10 protein-coding genes and 6 pseudogenes are annotated in these 21,941 nt (G+C 61.4%); 6 read left to right on the top strand and 10 right to left on the bottom strand.

All coding sequences use genetic code 11. The features are described from left to right. Window positions 1-269 precede the first annotated feature (269 nt). The gene (locus JCM25414_RS22310; RefSeq protein WP_023978976.1) at window positions 270-443 is read left to right on the top strand and encodes a DUF1328 domain-containing protein; all 174 of its coding nucleotides are present in this window, start codon (window positions 270-272) and stop codon (window positions 441-443) included. A 92-nt stretch (window positions 444-535) separates the two neighbouring features. Here JCM25414_RS22310 and JCM25414_RS17285 read toward each other — a convergent pair. From JCM25414_RS17285 to JCM25414_RS04875, 4 genes and pseudogenes are all read right to left on the bottom strand, one after another. Further along, window positions 536-2,072: pseudogene (locus tag JCM25414_RS17285) on the bottom strand (efflux transporter outer membrane subunit). Beyond that, a pseudogene (locus JCM25414_RS24540) lies at window positions 2,069-5,346 on the bottom strand (efflux RND transporter permease subunit). Before JCM25414_RS24540 ends, JCM25414_RS17285 begins: the two co-directional pseudogenes overlap by 4 nt. After that, a pseudogene (locus JCM25414_RS17275) lies at window positions 5,343-8,521 on the bottom strand (efflux RND transporter permease subunit). Before JCM25414_RS17275 ends, JCM25414_RS24540 begins: the two co-directional pseudogenes overlap by 4 nt. Window positions 8,522-8,529: 8 nt before the next feature. Then, the gene (locus JCM25414_RS04875) at window positions 8,530-9,843 is read right to left on the bottom strand and encodes an MdtA/MuxA family multidrug efflux RND transporter periplasmic adaptor subunit (RefSeq protein ID WP_025840906.1); all 1,314 of its coding nucleotides are present in this window, start codon (window positions 9,841-9,843) and stop codon (window positions 8,530-8,532) included. A 264-nt stretch (window positions 9,844-10,107) separates the two neighbouring features. Here JCM25414_RS04875 and JCM25414_RS04870 point away from each other — a divergent pair, with 264 nt between their 5' ends. From JCM25414_RS04870 to JCM25414_RS04860, 3 genes are all read left to right on the top strand, one after another. Next, a complete protein-coding gene (locus tag JCM25414_RS04870) occupies window positions 10,108-10,401 on the top strand; it encodes a CsbD family protein (protein ID WP_025840905.1) in 294 nt (97 codons plus the stop codon). A 200-nt stretch (window positions 10,402-10,601) separates the two neighbouring features. Next, window positions 10,602-11,243: a ribonuclease HII gene (locus tag JCM25414_RS04865; RefSeq protein ID WP_025840904.1), complete on the top strand. Its 642-nt coding sequence runs from the start codon at window positions 10,602-10,604 to the stop codon at window positions 11,241-11,243. Next, window positions 11,243-12,331, top strand: a complete 1,089-nt coding sequence (locus JCM25414_RS04860; RefSeq protein WP_025840903.1) for a site-specific DNA-methyltransferase — start codon at window positions 11,243-11,245, stop codon at window positions 12,329-12,331. The genes JCM25414_RS04865 and JCM25414_RS04860 overlap by 1 nt, the downstream gene beginning before the upstream one ends. A gap of 139 nt (window positions 12,332-12,470) precedes the next feature. Here the strand turns inward: JCM25414_RS04860 and JCM25414_RS04855 are convergent, their stop codons facing one another. From JCM25414_RS04855 to JCM25414_RS17260, 6 genes and pseudogenes are all read right to left on the bottom strand, one after another. After that, on the bottom strand, window positions 12,471-13,061 hold the full coding sequence (locus tag JCM25414_RS04855) for an ankyrin repeat domain-containing protein (RefSeq protein ID WP_242403378.1): 591 nt from the start codon (window positions 13,059-13,061) through the stop codon (window positions 12,471-12,473). An 87-nt stretch (window positions 13,062-13,148) separates the two neighbouring features. After that, window positions 13,149-15,207 (bottom strand): annotated as a pseudogene (locus JCM25414_RS17270) (VWA domain-containing protein). Then, window positions 15,204-15,982: pseudogene (locus JCM25414_RS24535) on the bottom strand (DUF4159 domain-containing protein). Before JCM25414_RS24535 ends, JCM25414_RS17270 begins: the two co-directional pseudogenes overlap by 4 nt. Before the next feature lie 1,006 nt (window positions 15,983-16,988). Further along, window positions 16,989-17,951: a BatA domain-containing protein gene (locus JCM25414_RS24530; protein WP_242403358.1), complete on the bottom strand. Its 963-nt coding sequence runs from the start codon at window positions 17,949-17,951 to the stop codon at window positions 16,989-16,991. After that, on the bottom strand, window positions 17,948-18,874 hold the full coding sequence (locus tag JCM25414_RS04840; RefSeq protein ID WP_025840901.1) for a DUF58 domain-containing protein: 927 nt from the start codon (window positions 18,872-18,874) through the stop codon (window positions 17,948-17,950). Before JCM25414_RS04840 ends, JCM25414_RS24530 begins: the two co-directional genes overlap by 4 nt. A 19-nt stretch (window positions 18,875-18,893) precedes the next feature. Beyond that, window positions 18,894-19,888 (bottom strand): annotated as a pseudogene (locus tag JCM25414_RS17260) (AAA family ATPase); the annotation flags it as partial. Window positions 19,889-20,045: 157 nt separating this feature from the next. Between JCM25414_RS17260 and JCM25414_RS04830 the strand changes: the two are divergent. Both JCM25414_RS04830 and JCM25414_RS04825 read left to right on the top strand, forming a co-directional pair. Continuing rightward, complete coding sequence (locus JCM25414_RS04830) at window positions 20,046-20,621, top strand: DUF1285 domain-containing protein (RefSeq protein WP_025840900.1); 576 nt, start codon at window positions 20,046-20,048, stop codon at window positions 20,619-20,621. 45 nt (window positions 20,622-20,666) lie between these two features. Further along, window positions 20,667-21,914 carry a CCA tRNA nucleotidyltransferase gene (locus tag JCM25414_RS04825; protein ID WP_242403357.1) on the top strand — a complete coding sequence of 416 codons (1,248 nt, stop codon included), beginning with the start codon at window positions 20,667-20,669 and terminating at the stop codon, window positions 21,912-21,914. Window positions 21,915-21,941: the final 27 nt, after the last annotated feature.

Genomic DNA, 21,941 nt, shown 5'->3' with positions numbered 1-21,941 from the left:
TCCGACGCCATGCGATCCCGAACCTGAAATTTCCTCATCTCCCTCTTGCAAGCTTGCTCATCAAGAGAGGAATAAGACCAGTGCTCTGCCGTTCGGCGGCGTGAGCGACCGGCTACCAGCCTCTGGCACAGTCATGTCTTTCCCGTGCTGGAAATTATGGCTGAGCCACCGGCCCCGACGCGTCGATTGGTGATCAAAGAGGCTGGAACTGAAGCGAACTTTCATTGCGAGATCGCGTTGACCCCGAACGGAACAATGAGGGCTCTCCTATGCTCAAGCTTGCTATTTTCTTTCTGATCATCTCGCTCATCGCGGGTCTGTTCGGGTTTACCGGTATCTCGGCCGCTTCCGCCGGTATCGCGAAGATCCTTTTCTTCCTGTTCATCGCGCTGTTCGTGCTGTTTCTCGTCATCGCGGTGTTTGTTGGCAAGGCCGTGACCTGACCGTCCAAGCGGATGTGAGACACAAAAAAGGGGAGGGCCGCTTGGCCTTCCCCTTTTTTTATGCGTGAGGCATCTTCCTGCCCTAGGGACGCTTATTGCTTCGTTTTCGACAGGAATTCCGGAAGAAGCGGATTATTCGTCTGCAAGGATGCCTTGCTTGGTAGTTGCGACACATCCCAGCCGCCGCCAAGAGCCACGATCAGATCGACATGCGAGGTGGTGATGTTCTGGTGGATGCCGAGCGCCTGCACTTCATAATTCAGAGCGCTTTGCTGGCTGGTAAGCACGGTCGTGTAGGTCTGGGTGCCGGCAATATATTCGTTCATCGAGACGCGAACCGCTTCCTGAGCGGATTTCACGGCGACGTCCTGCTGGATCAGCTGTTCGTCCAGAATACGCAGGTTGGAGAGGTTATCCTCCACTCCCTGAAGGGCTGTCAGCACGGTTTGACGGTAGGTGGCAACCGAGGCGTCGTAATCGGCTCGGGCCGAACGCACGGCGGCGGTGCGGGCGCCACCATTGAACAGCGTCTCTGTTGACGCGGCCCCGAGCGACCAGAAGCGCGTTGCAGCCTGGATCAATGTCTGAAGGGGATTGCCGCTGTAACCATAAGACGCGCTGACCGAAATCTCGGGATAGAAGGCGGCGATATAATAGCCGATCTCGGCGTTATACCCTTCCATGTTACGCTCGGCCGCTGCGATATCGGGGCGGCGCTGCAACAGGATCGAGGGTACAGCCGCTGGTGGTGTCGGCAGCGTCAGCGGCAGGGCGCCAACGGGGATCGTCAGATCGGAAGGCGCCCTGCCGATCAGCACGGCAATGGCGTGTTCGTATTGTGCGCGGGCGACACCCGCCTGCGTGGCCTGGGCCTGGGTCTGCTGCAACTGATAACGGGCCTGCCAGAGCGAACTGGGATCGGTGACGCCAGCATCGACCTGGTTTTGCACAATGGTCAGAGCCTGCTGGAAATAGCCGACGTTATCGAGATAGAGCTTCTTGAGGCTATCCTGATAGCGCAGGTTGAAATAGGCGTTGGCCAGCTGCGATTGATAGGAAAGCTGCGCATTGGCCAGATCGGCGGCGCTAGCCTGGGTAGCGGTAACCTGCTGCTGGATCTGCCTGCGGATACGCCCCCATACATCGAGTGTCCAGGAAGCGGAGGGGCCGGTATTCCAGGTGTTGGCTGTCGTCGTCGACGAGTAGCTCACGACAGAGCCAGAGCTGGCACTGCGCGAGCCGCTGCCCTGTGCATTGCGACTGAAGCTGAAATTGCCTGACAGCGTCGGGAAAAGCTGGGCGCGAATCGAATCGATCGTCGCTTCGGCCTTGCGATACTGCGCCTCATATTGCTTGACGTTCTGGTTCGATATCGCGACCTGCGACTCAAGCCAGTTCAGCTGGGGGTCGTGATAGATCTCCCACCATGCGCCCTTCGAGGCCTCGGCCAGTTGCGGCTGGGCCACGCCCCAGCGGCGGAGGCTTGGGGGCTTCCTTGAATTTGGCCGAGATCACGGCATGGGGGCGGTGATAGTCAGGACCGACCATGAAGCACCCTGCAAGCAGGGGCGTGCAACATGCGGCAAGGAGGCTGAAGCGTCGAGCTGAGCGGGACGGAAAGGTAGTCATCCTTGAATCTGATCCTGATGGCGCGGGCGGAAAAATACGAAGAGAGAATGAAGGCGACGTTTGACCGCGCGTCCCATGGCATCGAGCGTCAGGAACACGGCGGGCGTGCTGTAAAGGGTGAGGGCCTGGCTGACCACCAGACCACCGAGAATGGAAATGCCGAGGGGACGGCGCAGTTCTGCACCATAACCATTGGCAATGATCAACGGAACCGCCCCGAGGGCTGCGGCGAGCGAGGTCATGATAATGGGGCGGAAACGCAGCGCGCTCGCCATGCGGATGGCCTCTTCCGGCGTGGCGCCTTCGCGCTGCGCCTGCATGGCGAAATCGATGAGCATGATGGCGTTTTTCTTGACGATACCGATCAGCAGAATCACCCCGATCATGGCGATGAGCGAGAATTCCTCGCCAAAGATCTGCAAGGCCAGAATGGCGCCGACACCAGCCGAGGGCAGGGTGGAGAGAATGGTGATGGGATGCACGAGGCTCTCATAGAGCACGCCCAGCACGATATAGACTGCCGCCAGTGCAGCGAGGATTAAAAGCGGCTCGTCATTGACCGATTTCTGGAACAGCGCCGCATTGCCCGCAAACCCGCCCTGTATGTCGGAGGGCACATGCAGCTTGATCAGCGCCGCATTGATGGCTGTCACGGCGTCACCAAGCGATACGCCCTGACGCAGATTGAACGAGATGGTGGTAGCGACAGACTGCCCCTGATGATTGACGCTCAACGCCGTCGTGCCCGGCAGGACATGCGAGGTGAGAGAAAGCGGCACCATGGTTTCGCTGCTGGTCGCTACGGCAGAGCCCGATGAGGCATTGCTGCCCCCTGCCAGACTATTGGCCATCTGGTTCTGATAATTGGAGTCCGCAGTCGAGACGCTGGTCGAATCCGTGCTGGTCGTCACCACGCGAATACGGTTGGTCGCTACACTGCCCGCCGCTGTGCCGCCTGAGGTGCTGATCCAGACCTGGTTGAGTGAGGTCGGGTCTTTCCAGAAGCGAGGCGCAGCCTCCATGATCACGCGATACTGGTTGATAGGCTTGTAGATGACCGAGGCTGCGCGCTGACCATAGGCGTCGAACAGGATATTCGAGACGAGCTGCGGCGTGATCTGAAAGCGTGAGGAAAGATCGCGATTGATCTTCACATCAAGCGCCGAGCCGCCTTCGCTGAGATCGGAAGAGACATCCATCAGTTCGGGCAGCTTCTGGAAAGCCTCGACCACTTTTGGCGTCAGGGCAAAAAGCTCGTCGGCGTCGGGGCCTTGCAGTGCATATTGATAAGAGGCATTGCCCCCACGCGCGCCGGCACGCACGGCACCCGGCGCCATGAAGAAGATCTCGGCGCCGACCATCTTGCTGAATTTATGGCCCAGTCGCTCGATGGTCTGGGTTACAGTGTCATTGCGCTCGGATTTATCCTTGAGCGAAGCGAAAAGATTGGTCTGGTTGGCCTGTCGTCCTCCCAGAAACCCGACGATCGCTGCCACATCCCGGTCTTTCGAGACCGTTTTCGCCACCGCATAGGTCTTTTCGCTCATCTGGCTGAAGGATGACGACTGGTCGCCGATGATGTGTCCCATCATCAGTCCCGTATCCTCGTCGGGGAAAAACCCTTTGGGCATTTTCACGAACAGGGCCCCGGCGATGAACAGCGTCAGAGGCAGGCTCAGCAGCATCAGCCAGCGATGGCGCAAGGACCAGTCTAGCGAAACCACATAGCCATCGGTGATGCGGGTGATCTGTCGGTCGAGAAAGATCGCAATACGGGCACGCTTGTGATGCTCTTTCGCCGGGCGGAGAAGAAGCGCGCAGATCATGGGGGTGAGCGACAGTGACAGGATCATCGAGATCACCAATGTGATCGAGATGGTCATGGCAAACTCGTGGAACAGACGCCCGGCGATGCCGCCCAGTAGAATGATAGGCACGAAAACCGCAATCAGCGACAGGGTGATGGAGACGACGGTGAAGGCGACTTCACCAGCTCCGGTCAGCGCAGCCTGGAGCGGCGACAAACCCTTTTCGAGATAGCGGGTGATGTTTTCCAGCACCACGATGGCGTCATCGACGACGAAGCCGGTCGAGATGGTAAGCGCCATCAGCGACATGTTGTCGAGCTGATAGCCCATCAGTTTCATCGCCGCGAAAGTCGCGATGATCGAGGTCGGCACCACGATGGCCGGCACGAGAATAGCCGGCGCCGATTGCAGGAAGACCAGCACAACCAGCACAACCAGCACAACGGCGAGGATGAGCGTCAGCTTCGTGTCGTCCAGCGCGGCGCGGATGGTCAGAGAGCGATCGACAGCGATGTGCAGATCGATATCGGGCGGCAGGGCAGCGCGGATGAGCGGCAGGCGTGCCTTGATCTCATCCGTGGTCTTGACGACATTCGCTCCTGCCTGCGCGAAGACCAGCCCCACGACAGCGCGCTGGCCGTTGTAAACGCCAAGAGTGCGCAGGTTCTCGACACTGTCATTGATCTCTGCAACGCTCGACAGGCGCACGGGGCGCGCATTGCGATAGGCGATGATCAGATCGCGATAGGCCTGGGCTTTTTCTGCCTGATCATTCGTATCGAGCGTGAAGCGAAACCCGTTGGAATCGATGAAGCCCTTGGGTGTGTTTGCATTGGCCGAGGCCAGAGACGCACGCACGTCTTCAAAGCCGATGCCGTATTTGTAAAGCAGAAGTGGGTTGACCTCGACACGCACGGCAGGCAACGCGCCACCGCCCACCTCGACCTCGCCGACGCCTGAACCTGGCTGAGCTGCTGCTGCAGTACATTGGTGGCCTCGTCATACAGCTTGGCCGGGGTTTTGGTCGGTGAGGTCAGCGCCATGACCAGAATGGGCGCGCCATTCGGATTGGCTTTCTGATAGCTCGGATTGGTGCGCAGCGTGGTGGGCAGGTCGGCGCGTGCCGCCTGCAAGGCGGCCTCGACGTCGCGTGCGGCGCCGTTGATATCGCGCGAAAGGTCGAATTGCAGAATGATTCGTGCCTGATTGACCATCGATTGCGAGGTCATTTCAGACAGTCCCGCAATGGCGCCCAGATGGCGCTCCAGCGGGGCTGCAATGGTGCTGGCGATTTCGGTGGGTGACCCACCGGCCTGCTGCGCCTGCACCATGATGACCGGCATATCCACATTGGGCAGATCGGCCACGGGCAGCATCGTGTAGGCCAGCAGACCGGCGATCAGCATCGCAACGGTCAGGAGCGAGGTCGCGACCGGACGCAGAATAAAGGGGCGGGTGATGTTCACTCGCCACCCTGTTCAGCAAGTCGCTCCGACATGCTGCGCATACCGAAACGTCGGCGCGTGGCTGCTGCGATGCGATCCATCAGCAGATAGATGACCGGTGTGGTGAAAAGGGTCAGAAGCTGGGACAGCAGCAGTCCGCCCACGATCGCGACACCCAGCGGACGGCGCAGTTCCGAACCGACACCCTGGCCCAGCACGAGCGGCAGCGCGCCAAAGAACGCGGCCAGTGTGGTCATGAGGATCGGGCGGAAACGCAGCAGGGCGGCGCGGCGGATCGCATCGAGTGGCGCCAGCCCGTCGAGACGCTCGGCCTCCAGCGCGAAATCGATCATCATGATGGCGTTTTTCTTCACGATGCCGATCAGCAGCACGATGCCGATAATGCCCATCACATCCAGATCCATGCCGCAGAGCGAGAGTGCGAGCAGTGCGCCGATGGCGGCGGAGGGGAGCGTAGACAGAATCGTGATGGGATGGATGAAGCTCTCATAGAGCACACCCAGCACGATATAGACCGCCAGCAGAGCCGCGATGACAAGATACAGCTCATTGCCGAGCGACGAACGGAAGGCTGCCGCCGTACCCTGAAATGCGCTCTGGAAAGCAGGCGGCAGGCCGATGCTGGAAGCTGCATCATCGATGGCGTTCGTCGCAGCGCCGAGCGAATAGCCCTCGGCGACGTTGAACGAGATCGTGGTTGCCGGGAACTGCCCGAAATGCGTGATGAGCAGCGGTGCCAGACCCTTGGTGATGGTCGTCACCTGATGCAGCGGCACGAGACCCGATGTCGGCAGACGGGTAGGGCCTGAAGAGCTTTGGCCGGCTTCGCTCGAAATGCCGGGCAGATAGAGCTGGTTCAGGCTCGCCAGATCATGCTGGAAGCGCGGCTCGGTCTCGAGAATGACGCGATACTGGTTTGACTGCGTGTAGATGGTCGAAATCTGGCGCTGGCCGTAGCTGTCATAAAGCAGATTGTCGATGGTCTGCGGCGTGATCGAATAGCGTGCGCCATTGGTGCGATCGAGATTGACGTGCGCCACAAGGCCCTCTGCCTGAAGGTCAGAGGTTACATCTGCCAGAGCGGGTTCGCTCTGAAGCGCGGTCAGAAGCTTCGGCACCCAGATCTTGAACGTCTCGTAATCAGGGTTTTCGAGCAGAAACTGATACTGCGTGGCCGAAACCGTTGAATCGAGCGATAGATCCTGAACAGGCTGCAGATAGAGCGCGCGCCAGGTGTCGAACTGCCATTGACTGCCAGACGGGCAAGAATGGCCGAAAGCCCGCTCGTGCGCTGCTCCAGCGGTTTGAGATTGATCAGCATACGCCCGACATTGAGCGTCATGTTCTGCCCGTCGACACCGACGAAGCTCGATACGCTCGCAACGTCGGGGTCTTTCAGGACCTCGGCAATGACCGCTTCCTGATGCTTCTTCATGCTGTCGAACGAAATGGCCTGCGCCATTTCCGTAATGCCCTGCACTACGCCCGTATCCTGACGGGGGAAGAAACCTTTGGGAATGGCCATTGCCAGCACGAAAGTCAGCACGAAAGTGCCCAGCGCCACGATGAGCGTGGCAGTCTGGTGGCGCAGCACGAAATCTAGCCAGCGGGCATAGCCTGCGATCACCCGGTCGATGCCGTTGCCCACCTTGGCGGCCAGACGCTGGAAGCGTGTGCCATGCTCGGCATCATGCGGGCGTTCGCTGAGAAGGCGGGCGCACATCATCGGCACGAGGGTGATGGAGACGATGGCCGAGATTACGATGGTGATGGCGAGCGTCATGGCGAATTCGTGGAACAGGCGCCCCACGACATCGCTCATGAACAGCAGCGGAATCAGCACGGCAATCAGCGAGACCGTCAGCGAGATGATGGTGAAGCCGATTTCCTGTGAGCCTTTCACGGCCGCCGTATAGCGATCTTCGCCCATCTCGATATAGCGCGCGATGTTCTCGATTACGACGATGGCATCATCGACCACGAAGCCGGTCGCGATGGTCAGGGCCATCAGCGAAAGGTTGTCGAGCGAGAAATTGAGCAGATACATCACCGCCAGTGTGCCGATGAGCGAGAGCGGCACGCTCAGGCTCGGAATGATCGTGGCAGGCACGTTGAACAGGAAGACAAAGATCACCGCGACAACGAGCAGCATGGCCATGGCCAGCTCGAATTCCACATCCGACACCGAAGCACGGATTGTGGTGGTGCGGTCGGTCAGCGGGGTGATCTCGATACCCGGGGGCAGGGTCTTGCGCAGCTCCGGCAGCACGGCCAGCACGTTATCGACCACAGAAATCACATTGGCGCCGGGCTGACGCTGAACGTTCAGGATGAGGGCCGGGGTCTTGTCCGACCAGGCGGCGAGCTGATCGTTTTCGGGCCCCTGAACTACGGTGCCGACATCGCGCAGGCGGATCGGGCCGTTATTCTGATAGGCGATGATCTGGTTCATCAACTGATCGACAGAGGAGATCTGCCCGTCAATGCGCAGCGTGGTCGAGCGATGCGGTCCGTCGAACGTGCCTGTCGGCGAGTTGATATTGACCGTGCCGATGGTGGTGCGGACCGTATCGATGGCGATGCCGTAGGAGGTCAGTTTGGGAATATTGAGCCGAACGCGAATGGCCTTGCGATTGCCACCCGAAAGGGTGACGAGACCGACGCCCGAAATCTGACTGACGCGCTGTTGCAGGCGCGTATTCACGAAATCCTGCACTTCGGTAAGCGGCAGGGTGCGCGAGGTGATGCCAAGCGTGAGAACGGGGGTGTCGGCCGGGTTGACCTTCGCATAGATCGGCGGGGCCGGAAGGTCGGTGGGCAGCAGCGAATTGGACTGATTGATAGCCGCCTGCACCTCCTGCTCGGCGATATCCATCGACATGTCGAGCCCGAAGCGCAGCGTGATGACAGAGGCGCCACCAGAAGACTGCGAGGTCATCTGGTCGAGCCCTGGCATCTGGCCGAGCTGCGTCTCAAGCGGTGCCGTGACAGAAGTGGCCATCACATCCGGGCCAGCACCCGGATAGAAGGTCGAGACCGTTATGGTCGGATATTCGACCTGGGGGAGGGCCGAAATCGGCAGGAAGTGATAGCCGAGAAACCCGGTCAGCATGATCGCCAGCATCAGCAGCGAGGTTGCGACCGGACGATCGATAAAGAGGCGTGACGGGTTCATGGGCGGGCTTACTGCGCGGGCTTGGCGGCAGGGGCAGAAGGCGCGGTGGCCTTGCCGTCACTCTTGTCGTCGTTTTTGCTGGCATCGTCAGCCGGGATGCTGACCTTCGCGCCGGGGCGCAGATGGTTGGTACCATCGGTCACCACGCGCTCGCCCAGCTTGAGGCCTGTCTTGATGACGGTCACGTCATTGCTCGCTATGCCCGTGGTGACGTTGCGCATTTCTACCGTGTTGTCGTCCTTGACCACATAGACGAACTGCCCGTCCGGCCCGGTTTGCAGGGCGTTGGACGAGAGCAGGATCACGTCGTGCAGCGTATCGACTAGCAGGCGGGCATTCACAAACTGGTTCGGGAAGAGGTGCTCGTCCTCATTGGAGAAGATGGCGCGCATACGCACCGTGCCCGTCGCTGTGTCGATCTGGCTGTCGACGGCCTTGACCGTGCCGGTGGCGATCTTGTTCAGATTGGCGCTGTCCCATGCCTCAACCGGCAACTCACCCACCTTACGCAAGCGGTCCATGACTTGTGGCAACTGGTCCTGAGGCAGGGTGAAGATGACCGATATGGGCTGCATCTGTGTAAGAATCGTCAGACCGCCGGATTGTCCTGCCGCAAAATAATTGCCCATATCCACAGCACGAATACCCACGCGCCCGTCAACGGGGGCGATGATATGACAGTAATAGAGGTTCAGGCGGGCATTATCGACATTGGCCTGATCAAGCTTGACCGTGCCTTCGAGCTGCTGGACCTTGTATTGTGCGTCGATGGCGGTCATGGCGGCGATCGAGTTCTGCTTGATCAGCTTGTCATAACGACCGGCATTGATGCGGGCATCGGCGAGCTGCGCCTGGTCCTGCTTGAGGGTGCCGAGCTGCTGTTCGAGAGCGACCTGATAGGGGCGCGGATCGATCAGCACCAGCTCGTCACCTGCCTTGACGTGCTGCCCTTCCTTGAATTCGACATTCATGATGTAGCCGCTGACGCGCGCCTGCACCGTCACATTGGTGATAGGCACAACCGTGCCGAGCTCGGTCAGGATTTCAGGCATGTCGCCCGTCTTGACCACCGCCACAGCGACCGGACTCGCCTCGGTGTTGCGCTGTGCGCTTGCCCCGCTCTTGTGGCTGCCTCGGCCTGCGTGATGGGTTGCGCTGTGCGGGCGCAGAAACGCGACGGCAAGAAGCAGAATGATTATCCCGCCAAGCACGAAGAACAGGCGGCGCCTCCGGCGCGGCTTGCCCGGTGCGGGCGAAGCTGAGGCATGGGGCGCAGTATGGCGCGCAGGCTGGGTCCTATCGGGGCCCGTCTGGTCAGTCATCTCTTCTCGTCTTCCATCACCCAAATCCAGGAGCGGTCACATGCGCATTCTGGTGTCTGAGACATACGTTATTTGAGGCCGCCCTATCATGACGTCAGCTAAATTCTAGTTCAATGACGAAACAATTCAAAACACACTGCGTTACATCGCATCGCCGCATGGCTTTCGATATTGCGTGTAGTCGAACGAAACCGTTTTGCTTATGCGTCGTTGCTCTTACCGTCACGGATGTTTTTGAGTCCGTTTAGTGAAAGGATTATGACAATGGCCGATGCAGTTGAAAAAAAAGGTGAAGGCCTGCTCGATGAAGCCAAGGGCCGTCTGAAGGATGCCGCCGGTGGGCTGACGGGCGACGCCAAACTTCAGGCCGAAGGCAAGGTCGATCAGCTTTCCGGCATGGCCCAGCAGGAATTCGCCGATCTTTACGATGATGCCGAGACCACGCTCGAAAAGGCAACCGCCTTTGTGCAGGACCGCCCGCTGATTTCTCTCAGCGTCGCCATTCTGGTCGGCACCATCCTCGGCGCGATTTTCTTTGGTCGCTCCAAGAAGAAATAATACCGCCTCACAAGGCCGTATTTCGGGGAGGGGATCGCAGTGATGCGGTCCCCTTTCTTCGTATTGACAGAAGAAAAAAGAATCAGCGACGCGCCGTGGGGGTTTACAGCGCGATTCGGGTGATTCAAATACGATTCGTATGACTGTGCGACTCGGGCAGTCCGTCTTGTTTTTCTCCGTCAAGGATCTTGCGACCGCTCATGCCAGACTACGCGCTCGAATCTGCCAATGGGGCACCTGAAAAGAGCGTGGTGGGTCTCGATGAGGTCGGTCGCGGCCCTCTCGCCGGTCCCGTTATTGCTGCGGCCCTGCTTTTTATGACACCTCCCGTCGCCGCTCTGGCGGCACTGATCGATGATTCAAAGAAGCTGAGTGCAAAGCGGCGCGACGCCGCCTACGCCGCCCTGATGCAGGCGCCATCGGTGCGCGTCGGGCTTGGTGCGGCCTCGGTTGCGGAAATCGAGGCGATCAATATCGGTAAGGCGTGCCATCTCGCCATGCAGCGTGCCTTGCAGCATCTGGGCATCGTACCGGATTGCGCGCTCGTCGACGGCAACCGTCTTCCCGATCTGGGCTGCCCGTCCGTTGCCGTGGTCGGCGGTGATCGCAAGAGCCTTTCGATCGCCGGTGCCTCCATTATTGCCAAGGTCACGCGTGACCGGCTCATGACGCGCCTCTCCGAGCGCCACAATGCCTATGGTTGGGAAAAGAATGCCGGTTACGGCACGGCCCTGCACATGGCCGGTCTGAAACTGGCCGGCGTTACCCCCCATCATCGGCGCGAATTTGCCCCCATACGCGCCCATCTCGCTTGCGCAGCCCAACCGGTCGGAGCCATCTAATGCAGGATTTTCCTCTTGATCAGATCCTGTGCGGTGAGTGCATCGATACGATGCGCAGCCTGCCCGATGCCAGCATCGACTGTATTTTCGCCGATCCGCCGTATAATCTGCAGCTGCGTGGCGAGTTGCGCCGTCCCGATGAGAGCATTGTCGATGGCGTTGACGATGCCTGGGACAAATTTGCCGATTACGCCACCTACGACAATTTCACCCGCGAATGGCTGGCCGAGGCCCGTCGTCTCCTGACCAAGGACGGCACGATCTGGGTGATCGGCTCGTATCACAATGTCTTTCGTCTGGGTGCCATCATGCAGGATCTCGGGTTCTGGATCCTGAACGACATCGTCTGGCGCAAGGCCAACCCGATGCCGAATTTCCGTGGTCGTCGCTTTACCAATGCCCATGAGACCCTGATCTGGGCAGCGCGCGGCCCCGAGAGCAAATACCGCTTCAATTATCAGGCCATGAAGGCGCTCAATGACGATATGCAGATGCGCAGTGACTGGTATCTGCCGCTCTGCACGGGCAATGAGCGTCTGCGTAACGCCCATGGTTTGAAGCTTCACCCGACCCAGAAGCCGGAAAGCCTGCTTCATCGCGTGCTGATCGCCTCCACCGTTGTCGATGACATCGTGCTCGATCCTTTTTCGGGCAGTGGCACCACCGCTGCCATGGCCAAGCGTCTAGGCCGACGCTTCATCGGTATCGAGCGGCATCCTGATTATATTGAGGCGGCCCGCGCCCGCGTCGAGGCCGAAACGCGCCTGCCGGATGATCAGCTCGCGATCACACCCGCCAAGCGCGAATTGCCGCGTATTCCGTTTGGCAGTTTCGTCGAGCAGGGCGCGCTTCCCGCGGGTACCGAGCTGTTCGACCGCCAGCGTCGCCTCAGCGCGACCGTCATGCCGGATGGCAGCCTCGTTTCCGGCCCTCATCGCGGCTCCATCCACAAGATGGGTGCGCTGCTGACCAACGCGCCTTCCTGCAACGGCTGGACATTCTGGTATTTCGAGCGTCAGGGCGAGGTGCTGCAAATCGATATCCTGCGCACCGAGCAGGCTCAGACGCCGCTTCGCAACGTTGGTTAACGCGGGGCCCAGCCCCGCGCCCCGTTAAAGGCCGGTCGCCCTTTGCAAATCGGTTTGAAGTGAATCGGGATGAAAGGGGCGAGCCCTTTTCCGGGGAACGGGGGAGAGCCCCGTGTAAACAGCCGGTTCGGAAGGAGGCTCAGCGCCCGCCGAAACCGAGGAACCCGATGGCGGGCTGGGGCTGACCACCGGAAACGTCGAAACGGGGCTTGGTCGAGACGGCCATAGCCGAGGCGCCTTTGCGGCCCTTGCCCTTGATGGTCAGATGACCATTGCCCTTTGAATCGGTGTCGATCTGCGAATGGGTGGTTTCGGTGGCAAAGCCGTTATCGCCATAGTTACGCATCGACAGAAGCAGGAACATGATGTCCTTGCGGTTCAGGTCGATGGCCATGTCGAGCGGTGTCTGGAACAAAACGTTCTTGGCGTTCATATCCGCACCACGATTAAGCGCTTCTTTGGCAGCGTTCAGCGAGCCACGATTGATGGAATCGAACAGAGCCTCTGTCGGATTGAGGTCGACATTGGCGTGCCCCGCATCCGATTCCTGGGAGTCAGCGCCGGGAAGAGCCGATGGGGGCGCCGCAGCCTTGGCGGCGCGACGGGCTTCGGCTTTCTTCTGCGCCTCTTCGGCTTCCTGTTCCGCTTCCGCATCGTCGGCAGACTGTGCATGCGCAGCATGCCAGGGAATGAAGAATACGGGTGACGCGGCCAGAGCCGTCGTCAGCATCAGAGGAAAGAGTCGTTTGACATTCATGTGACGTCTCAAGTGGCGCATGGACAGACTATAAGCGATCGTTACGAGGCTGGCGACTCCCTATCGGCGGCGAAGCCGTCCTTCGCGCCACCAGCCGATGAAGAGAAGAACCAGCGTGCCGCACAGGGCCAGCCAAGGCGGACAGAGTTCGGTCAGGCGGCTTGAAGAGGCGACGGGCACGAGCTGGCGCGGAAAGCCGATCCAGCCCGAACCCGTCAATGCGCCAGAGGCGACCTGCCTGATCTGCGGCGTCGCGGTTTTCTCACCCAGCCAGAGCGTCGCCCCGTGGCTCTGCGTCGTCAGAGGCGACAGAATGGTCGCTGTGGCACGCAGATCGGCATCTTCGATCGGGTTGCGTGTTGCCTGAGCGGCGACGGCGGTAAGGCCGTCCTGCCGAACGACCCACAGCCCGTCCTGACCATTGGTCGGGATGCTGGCGGCAAACACGCCATTCCCTGCAGGTTTGAGTGTCGCGGTCGTCACCTTGCCATCGGGCGCGGTCAGCCTGGCAGGTCCGTTCAGGCGGATCGAATCGCTATGGCGCTCGATATGCAGGCTGTTTTCCTGGATCGAGGCGCGAAGCTGGTTTTCTTCCAGATCGGGCTCTTTCATCAGCCAGTGCGACAGGCGCTTGAGCAACTCTGCCTGAGGACCGCCGCCGCCTTCGCCACGCGACCAGAGCCAGAGCTGATCGGACAAAAGCAGCGCCACGCGTCCCTTGCGCACCGTGTCGAGCACGAGAAGCGGCTGGTTTTCAGGCCCGTTTAGAAGCGATGTGCCATGGACCGAGTCCGAGGCAAGCCCACGATACCACGGTCCCCAGGGCTGGGGCAGGCCTGCCGTGACCGGGTGGCGTTTGCCAGATTCGGTGAGCTGCGGCACGAAACGTTCGTTGATCACTCCGGTTGAGGCACATGGCAGGCAGGATATCGGCCAGAGGCGTATCCTGAAGCGTGCCATCCTGTGTGAATTCTGGCCCGGCGGTCAGCAGCAGGCCGCCTCCCTCACGCACGTAATCGGCGATATTGGCGAGATAATCCTGCGGTAGAATTCCGGCATTATGGAAGCCGTCTAGGATGATCAGATCGAATTGCTTGATCTTGTCCTGAAACAGCTCCTTGATCGGAAAGGGAATCAGAGCGAGGTCCGAAAGCGGGGTGCCGTCATCCTTGTCGGGCGGGCGCAGGATGGTGAAATGAACCAGATCGACCGAGGGGTCGGCCTTGAGCAGACGCCGCCAGACGCGCTCGCCCTGATTGGGTGTGCCCGACACCAGCAGCACCTTTAGCCTGTCGCGCACACCATTGATGCGGACGATGGCACTATTATTGCGCGGGCTGACCTCACCTGAGAGAGGAGCGGCAGAGAGCGTGATGAGTGTTTCACCGGGGTGCTTGATCGGCAACCTCAGGTCGAGCGGCTCACCTGACAGGGCCGGAATCTGCCGTGGCGGCTCGTCTCCCTGACGCAGGGTAAGCGTGACCGGCTGTTTTCCGGCCGCACCGAGATCGTCCACCACAATGCGCAGGGTCGCATCCTTGCCGACGAGCGCATAAGGCGGCGCCTGAAGGATTCGCAGCCTGCGATCCGTTTCCTCTCCCTTGCCGGTCAATAGAACATGCAGCGGCAGGGTTGCGCCGTCACGCCTGAAGAGCGTGGGTAAGGAGGCTGGGGCGTCATGCACCATGCCATCGGTCAGCAGAATCGCGCCGCTGAACCGACCGGGGGGGAGGTCCGCCTGATTGATGGCGTCGAAAAGACGCGTGCCATGACCCTCTCCTCCCTGAACAGTCACGGTGTGCAGGGTGAGGCCCGGTATGGCGCGCGCCTCTTCCTGAAGCTGCGCGGCCGCTTTTTCGGCGCTGTCGAGGCGGTTACGCAGCGCCATGGAGGGCGAATGATCGACAACCAGCAGCACGTCCTGGGGCGCAGGCTCGTAGAACGGACGGCTCAGACGCGGCCCTGCCAGCCAGAAGACGATCAGCAGCAGGGCCAGCATACGCGCCAGACTGCCCGGCACGCGGCGCAGCAGCGCATAAACCCCGACAAGGGCGGCAAGCCCGGCCGCGAGAGCGAGCAGCCAGACAGGGATGAGCGGCATGAAGGTGAGATGGATCATTGTTCCATCCTCTTCAGGAGTTCGGGGACACGCATCTGATCGGCCTTGTAGTTGCCTGTCAGGGCGTAGAGCAGCAGATTTACACCAAAGCGATAGGCCTGGGTGCGTTGTTCGTTACCGCCCGGAATGACGGCATAGGGTGTGTTGCCCTGTGCATCCATGGCCCAAGCATGGGCCAGTCGCCCGCGCCGATGATGATGGGGCTGACATCGTCATTACTGTCATCGCCGCTGCGCGCCACCCAGACAGGCAGGCCCTGCACGCGACCGGGAAAATCGTGAAGCAGGTAAAAGCTGTGGGCCAGAACATGATGGTCGTCGAGCTTGCTGAGTGGCGGCACGACGAGACCGGCGGTAGCTCTCCTGAGTGCCGAGCGTGTCTGGCCTTCATCCTGCGTCGAAAGCTCCGAACCAACGCCCTGCGTGTCGAGCATCAGAATGCCGCCATGGGCCATGAAGCTGTTCAGCGCGACAGAGCGTTTCGGATCTTCCTGCACGTCTTCGGTGATCGGCCAATAGAGCAGGGGGTAATAGGCCAGATCGTCCTTGCCGGGTGTGACGCCATCGGGGTGGCCCATAACGGCAGAGGACCGATCGGACGCATAATTCGACAGACCCTGAAGCCCTTCGCGTGACGCCTCGTCGATATCGTCGTGACCTGTCAGCACATAGCCGAGGCGGGTTTCGAGCGCGGCACCCGGCACGGTGCCATGGGTAACCGCCTGCGCTTTGGGAGTCTCGTCGTCTTCCTGAGCCAGAGCGTAGGGCGGCGCCATAAGCGCCGGCGCCGCGACCAGAAGGCAGAGCACTGCCAGCCGTCCGAGCATCCCGCGCAGCCAGAGCGCGACGAGGAAATCGGCCAAAAGAAGAAGAAGCGCCGCGCCGAGCAGATAGGGTGCAAGCGCACGATCGGGCGAGACATGGTCGGGCGTCAGTGCAGAGCCCATCAGGGCCTCTGACGTGATGGGGGGCAGATGGTCGCCCAGATTGAACGCACGACGCGACAGGCGCGGGCCGTAAAAACCGGGCGGGTGCTGCACATCGGGTCTGGTCGTGGCAAAGGCCTCAACCGATAGCGGGCGCGCGGCTTCGGGCGGGGCAACAAGCTGCCCATGCGCGGCGAGCATGGTGAAGGGAACGAGCTGACGCAGTTCCGGCTGGTCTTTCTGACCGACAGAGCGCTGAACCAGTCGCTCGAGCATGGCGGGGAAAAGCCCGGAAAGCGGCAGGCTGGACCAGTCGGCGGTGCCGGTTACATGAAACAGCACGAGCTCACCCTGACCGAGGGCGCTTGCCGTTACCAGCGGCGTGCCATCGCTCAGCCTCGCCCAGACATGATCACTGAGATCGGGGGTGGGCTGGGCCAGAACCTGACGGGTGACGGTCACTTCCTTCGGCAGGGCCAGACCATCGAAAGGCGAATGCTCGGCAAAGGCCGAAAGCACCTGTGGCTTGCCCCAGGACATGGGGCCACCGAGCTGACGCATGCCACCCATCAGCGGCACGGGCAGGAGGGTCCTGGCTTTGTCGGAGGATGAGGCATTCGGGTCCGAAGCGAGAACCGGTCCGGCGAAGCGGATCAGCACGCCGCCATGGCGCACCCACTCGGCAACGCGTTTGCGGGTATCGTCATCGGCGAGCGTCCCATCGGTCGCGACGAGAACCGAGAGCTTCTGCTTCAGCAGATCGGGCACCGTGCCGCGATGAAGCTCGCCGACGCCTCAATGGCTTGAGCCAGAAAGAAGCCTTGGCCCGTCAGGGGCGTATCCTGTGTGCCCGGTGTCAGAAGGCCGACCGGATGGCGGCGCTCACCTGCATCGAGAAGATAGAGCGCAGAAGGACCGGGCAGAGGCACGGTTTCGCTTTCCAGCACCAGACGCTGGCACGATTGCGCAACAAGGGCGGCAGGGACAGTTCTGTCGCGACTGTGTCTTTCCCGGTGAGGGGGAAAATGCCGAGCGTGCCGCCGTTTTCATCACGTACGCGCAGCGTGAGGGCGCGCGACGGGCAGGGAAGGGCGCTGAATGAGGCGGTCAGTAACCCGTTATCGCCCTGACGGGCCGAGAGCAGCATCGTGTCGCAGCCAGGCCAGCGCATGTCGCTTACCTGACTGCCCGAGCCATGCAGGGCTGAGGCGAGAGCTGGGTCGGCAGCGGTCGCAACCCCGTCCGAAAGCAGCACGATATCGCGCGTGCTACCCTGCGTAGGGTGTTCTCGAAGTGCGTCGATCTGCTTTGCGCTCTGCGCCCGGTCTTCGGGCCAGGAATGTGGGACGAGCGCCAGAAGACGCTCTTCGAAACGGGCGCGGTCACGTGTGGTGAACGGCGCTGCCATGCTGCCATCGGCATCCGGCGCGCTCAGAAGCAGTGTGACCTCATGCCCGGCGCGGAACCGTCTTTCGGCGAGGCTGCGCGCCGCACGCAGACGCTCCTGCCAATGGGGTACCGCCGCCCAGCCATTATCCAGAATCAGCACCAGATCCTGAGACGGCTTCAGGCTGAGATCGCGCCCGAGCCAGACAGGCTGGGACAAGCCGAGCACCAGAAGAGCGACGCTGAGCAGACGCAGAACGAACAGCCAGAGCGGCGAGCGCGCCGTGTCGGCCCGCCCCGGTCTCAGGCGGCGCAGAATCTGCAGAGAGGGATAAGCCTGCTCTTTCGGTGGCGGCGGGGTAGCCTTGACCAGCCAGTAGATGACGGGAAGGGCGACCAGCCCGATCAGCGCAAGGGGGGTAAGAAAGATCATGCGTGCAGACGCCCCCCTGTGAGACGCGCATAAAGCGCGAGCAGGGCAGGCAACAGGGGTTGATCAGTGTGATGCAGCGTAAAGCCCGCCCGATGCGCTTCGGCCATATGGGTCAGCCGGTCAAGATGGGCGCGCATTTCGCGCTCATAAGATTCCGTCAGGGTTTCGACAGCGGGTAAGGTCAGAGCCCCCTCTGCCTCGAGACTGTCGAAGGCGATGCGACCTGCATAAGGCAGGCTGCGCTCTGCCGGGTCGAGCACGCAGAACAACTCGGTGTGTGCAGGGCGTGCGGCGACATCGCGCAGCAGTTTTTCCATGGCCTCGGGCGCGATCAGGAAATCGCTTATCAGAATGAGATGACCGTAGGGACGCACGGTATCGAGGGAGGGTAGAGAGACTGACGGGCCCAGAACGAGGTTCTGGGCAAGGCGGGGCAGCGCATGCGGGCCGCTGACCGAACGTCCCTGTTCCGGCCCGTTGAGCAGGGCAACGCGCTCGCCGCCATGCAGCGCCGCCGCAGCCAGCGCCAGCGTGGCAAGCTGTGCCTGCGCTTTCTTGCGCGGCAGATCGGGGCGTGACTGCCAGTCCATCGAGGGCGAGGGGTCGCACCACAGGGTGAGTTGCTGTGCGCCTTCGGCCTCACGCTCGCGCACCCAGAGCTGGTCGCTGCGCGCCGATTGGCGCCAGTCGATCCGGTGGGCGGGCTCGTGGTCATGGGCGGGGCGATACTGCCAGAAATCCTCACCGGCGCCGGCACGATGCTGATGGTGCACGCCCGCGCGTATCTGCCGCCCGATGCGCTCTGCCTCGATCACCAGAGGGGGAAGCAAAGCCTCCGCCTCCGGTGTGATCGGTGGCGCACGGTGTGACGATGCGGCAGCAGCGTCTTTCTGGCGCCCCCACCTCCCGAAGATACCGCGCACGGTCAGAGAAGCGCCTCGACAGCTTGGCGATCAGCTCTTCGACCTTGAGCCCCGAGGCACGAGCCGAAAAGCTGAGCGCCATACGATGGGCGAGTACGGGTTCGGCCAGCTCAGCCACATCGTCGAGGCTTGACGTCAGCTTCCGTCGAGCAGGGCCTGGGCGCGGCAGCTCAGCATCAGCGCCTGCGCCGCACGCGGTCCGGGGCCATAAAGCAGAGAACCAGCCAGATCGGGCCTGTAGGCGGTCTCGGGGCGCAGGCCGCGCACGAGGGTAAGGATGGCGTCGAGCACTTTCTCGCCCACGGGCAGACGGCGAACGAGCGCCTGTGCCTCGATCAGGCTGCGTGCCGAAAGCAGGACGGGTGCTTCGGCCGTGAGGGCGCCTGTCGTCTGCAAGAGCATGTCACGCTCGGCATCGCGCTCTGGGAAGGTCAAGGCAATACGCAGCATGAAGCGGTCGAGCTGGGCTTCCGGCAGCGGATAGGTGCCTTCCTGCTCGATCGGATTCTGCGTTGCCAGAACATGGAAGGGGCGAGGCAGTTTGTGGTTGGTGCCAGCCTGGGCCACTTCATATTCCTGCATGGCCTGAAGCAGGGCGGATTGTGTGCGCGGGCTGGCGCGGTTGATTTCATCAGCGAGAAGGAGCTGGGTGAAGATCGGCCCCTTCACGAAGCGGAAGAAGCGCCGGCCGTTTTCATCCTCGTCGAGAATATCGCTGCCCGTGATGTCGGAGGGCATCAGATCGGGGGTGAATTGCACGCGCCGCGTGTCGAGGCCCAGCACATGGGCCGCCGTGCTGACGAGCAGCGTCTTGCCCAGGCCGGGAGCGCCGATCAAAAGCGCGTGACCACCAGAGAGAATGGTGACCAGAAGCCGGTCGATGACGTCACGCTGCCCGAGCACAATCTGCCCGATCGCGTCTCTGACAGCGCCGAGTTGCGCGGTCAGACGCTCGGCCATGGCGAGATCGGCAGGACTATCGGAAGAAAAGGAAGAGAGATCGTTCTGGCTCATATTTGTCAATCTGACAGTTCCGGGGGTTTCATCAAGCCATAAGACGACCCAACTTGCAGCAGGAGACGAGATTTTTGGACCGCAAGCGGAGAGAGCGTTGAAGGACGGAGTGGCAAAACGGACGTCAGACTGCGCAGTAACATCGGATTGCGCAGAGATGCAGGTCAGGCATGAGGCCGCATATCGTGCCGGTGCAGAGAGTCGCGCCGGAGCCGCGGCCGAGGCCGCAGAGCCGCGCGTGCTGCCTTTTCTGATCAGGCGCGACGGCACCTGGCTCTATCGAGGCTCTCCGGTGCGGCGCAAGGAAATGCTCTGCCTTTTCGGCTCCATGCTCACACGCGACGCAGGTGGCACATACTGGCTGCGCACGCCCACCGAGCACGGGACGATCCAGGTCGAGGATGCGCCGTTCATCGTGCGCGAGCTCGATTTCAGAGGTATTTGCGGTCGACAGCAAAATCTTTGCCTGCGCACCAACATGGATGAATTGCTCTGCGTCGGTCCGGCCCATCCCCTGATCGTCGACTGGCAGCATCCGCCATCGGATGAGTGCGCGGCGATTCCCTATGTGCAGGTCAGGCGCGGCGATGGCGACAAGCCCATACTCGCCCGGCTGTCGCGTCCGGTTTATTACGAGCTTGTCGCTCTGGCCGTGCCTGGTCATGTCGGCTGCCGGCCCTGTATGGGTGTGTGGAGCCAGGATTGCTTCTTTCCGCTCGCGCCCATGCCGTAGCCCTGCATGCAGGGCTGCTCCTGTCCTTTTCCTGCTGGAACCGATGTGACGATTCTCGACCGATTGCCTGACCGTTCCGGGCTCGACCGCCTCTGGTCGATCCTGCCTCAGGCCCGACTGGTCGGGGGCTCCGTGCGCGATCTGCTGCTTGGTGGGCAGGATGTGCATGATCTCGATCTGGCGACGCCCGAGCCGCCAGAACGGGTGCAGGCGCTTCTGGAGGCCGCCGGGGTCAAGACCATTCCCACCGGCCTGTCCCATGGCACGATCACTGCGTTGATCGCGCGCGTGCCTTATGAGATCACGACATTGCGTCGGGATATCACCACTGACGGACGTCATGCCGAAGTGGTCTGGACAACAGACTGGCAGGAAGATGCTGCCCGGCGCGACTTCACCATCAATGCGCTGTTCTGCGACCGCCACGGCGCGATTCATGATTATTTTGGCGGTCAGAACGACCTGAAGGCCCATCGTCTGCGCTTTGTTGGCGATGCCGGACAGCGTATCGAGGAAGACGCGCTGCGCATCCTGCGGTTCTTTCGCTTCGATGCCCGGTTCGGCAGCGCAAAGCCCGATGAAGAGGCGATGTCTGCCATCAGAGCCCGTGCAGGGCTGATTGTCGGGCTATCTGCCGAGAGGCTGGCCAGCGAGATGCTGCGCATTCTGACCGGCCCGCATCTCATGCGTACGCTCGCGCATATGAATGAGGCTGGCATTCTGGCGCCGATCGTTCCGGATGCGCGCCTAGAGCGGCTGGCTGCGGCGCTCGATAATCGCTTGCCTGAAGACGGGTTGCTGCGTCTGGGGGTGTTGAGCGATGCGCCCGATCTGGCAAAAAAGCTCCGTCTGTCAGGCAAGCAGAGCGAACGTCTGGCACGGATGAACCCGGCAAACCGTTTGACCTCGTTCGATGGAGACGGTGCAGTAATGCCCGAGGCAGCGCTGCTTGCCCCCGATCTGACTGACGATGCGCTGCGAAAGCTTCTCTCCTGTCACCCCAAGGAGAGTCTCATGGATCGCAGCTGGTTCGCTCAGGTTGAATGTGGAGACCGGGACCAGTCGAGTTGGGACATGTTCAGGGCGAGGCTCGCCACCATGGTCGTGCCGGTCTTCCCTCTCTCGGGGCGCGACGTTGTGGCGCTGGGCGTTCCCGCAGGCAAGGATATCGGTCTGCTGATGGGTGTGGTGACACGATGGTGGCGGGCGAACGGCTGTCTGCCGGATCGTGAGGCCTGTCTTGCACAGCTCAAAAACGCTCTGCCCCTTTCCCCACAAGGCTGTGAGGGGTAAACGGCAGGAATGAAAAGACCCCAGCAG

Source organism: Asaia platycodi JCM 25414 (assembly GCF_000614545.1).
GTDB classification, from domain to species: domain Bacteria; phylum Pseudomonadota; class Alphaproteobacteria; order Acetobacterales; family Acetobacteraceae; genus Asaia; species Asaia platycodi.
The sequence above is the reverse complement of the archived record's forward strand: the minus strand, read 5'-3'. Positions and strand labels throughout refer to the sequence as shown.

What these genes read in the sequence shown, in the direction of transcription:
- JCM25414_RS04870 (WP_025840905.1), top strand. Translation starts at nt 10,108, where the DNA reads ATGGCCGATGCAGTTGAAAAAAAAGGTGAAGGCCTGCTCGATGAAGCC.
- JCM25414_RS04875 (WP_025840906.1), bottom strand. Translation starts at nt 9,843, where the DNA reads ATGACTGACCAGACGGGCCCCGATAGGACCCAGCCTGCGCGCCATACT.
- JCM25414_RS04855 (WP_242403378.1), bottom strand. Translation starts at nt 13,061, where the DNA reads ATGCTGACGACGGCTCTGGCCGCGTCACCCGTATTCTTCATTCCCTGG.
- JCM25414_RS04830 (WP_025840900.1), top strand. Translation starts at nt 20,046, where the DNA reads ATGCAGGTCAGGCATGAGGCCGCATATCGTGCCGGTGCAGAGAGTCGC.
- JCM25414_RS24530 (WP_242403358.1), bottom strand. Translation starts at nt 17,951, where the DNA reads ATGATCTTTCTTACCCCCCTTGCGCTGATCGGGCTGGTCGCCCTTCCC.
- JCM25414_RS04865 (WP_025840904.1), top strand. Translation starts at nt 10,602, where the DNA reads ATGCCAGACTACGCGCTCGAATCTGCCAATGGGGCACCTGAAAAGAGC.
- JCM25414_RS22310 (WP_023978976.1), top strand. Translation starts at nt 270, where the DNA reads ATGCTCAAGCTTGCTATTTTCTTTCTGATCATCTCGCTCATCGCGGGT.
- JCM25414_RS04860 (WP_025840903.1), top strand. Translation starts at nt 11,243, where the DNA reads ATGCAGGATTTTCCTCTTGATCAGATCCTGTGCGGTGAGTGCATCGAT.